This is a genomic window from Flavobacterium sp. FG19, assembly GCF_057809475.1.
In genome coordinates, this window is sequence record NZ_JBMDKA010000076.1 from 1 (window position 1) to 1,076 (window position 1,076).

Annotated in this window: 1 protein-coding gene; it reads left to right on the forward strand. The window is 34.2% G+C overall.

Going from position 1 to position 1,076, the window contains the following annotated elements:
- Positions 1 to 264: 264 nt before the first annotated feature.
- Positions 265 to 1,076: IS110 family transposase (locus tag ACODST_RS27795; protein ID WP_488935346.1), on the forward strand; the 812-nt coding region annotated here is incomplete at its 3' end.

The window sequence follows — 1,076 nt, forward strand, 5'->3', positions numbered from 1 at the left end:
GCTTCTCCTATGTTTGCCAAGTCAATTTACAAATATCTATAAAATGTAAATTTGGCATAATAAAGTGAAAAAGAATGAGAGTAGATTCGCTTGTAAATAGTTCACAGAAACATATTCTTTCGGAGAAATTACCTCATTTTTTTTTATCTTTTAGAGTCTGAACAGAATGTAAGGAATTATGCAGGTCATGATATCCAGAATATCCAGTCAGGAGAAAAGACGAAGGAAGATTCATCACTTTATAGTTAAACTAAAAAAGCAAAGATGAGTAAAGCAGTAAAACAAGTAGCAGGAATTGATGTGGCACAAAAAGAACTCGTGGTCACTTTAGGACGCCTTTTGGATGATTTTTCAATAGAATTATTTGCTTTTAAGGTATTTAAGAACAGTGATTCGGGTTTTAAGTCTCTGGTTGAGTGGACAAAAAAAATAACTGGTAACGACACAGGCGTTCATTATGTAATGGAGGCCACAGGTGTATATCATCAAAAGGCTGCTTATTATTTGTCTGACAATCAATACAAAGTAAGTATAGTGCTTCCCAATAAAATCAGCAATTATATACGAACTTTGGAATTAAAGACTATTACAGATAAAAGCTGTTCGCAGGCAATAGCGCAGTTTGGGCTGGAGAGAAAATTGGATGTGTGGTGCAGGCCAAAGGCTGTTTATAAAGAATTACAGCAGTTCATCCGTGAAAGAGACCAGATTGTCCAAGAAAGAAGTATTATTAAAAATCAAATACACGCTGAAAGTACTGAAGCAGAACCTAATCAAAAAAGCATGGACCGGATGCAGGCAAGAATAAGGTTTTTAAATTCACAGGAAAAAGAAATCAAGCAGGACATTGCAGAGATAATAAATATAAATCCTGATCTAAAACAGCTTGTAGATAGAATTATTTCCATACCAGGAGTTGGAGAACTCACAGCTGTAACAGTTTTAGCAGAAACAAATGGTTTTGAGCTTATTAGAAACAAATCACAATTATCAAGTTATGCAGGACTTGATGTAAAAGAAAAACAATCGGGAACATCAGTAAAAGGAAAACCTAAAATATCAAAAAAGGGAAATAG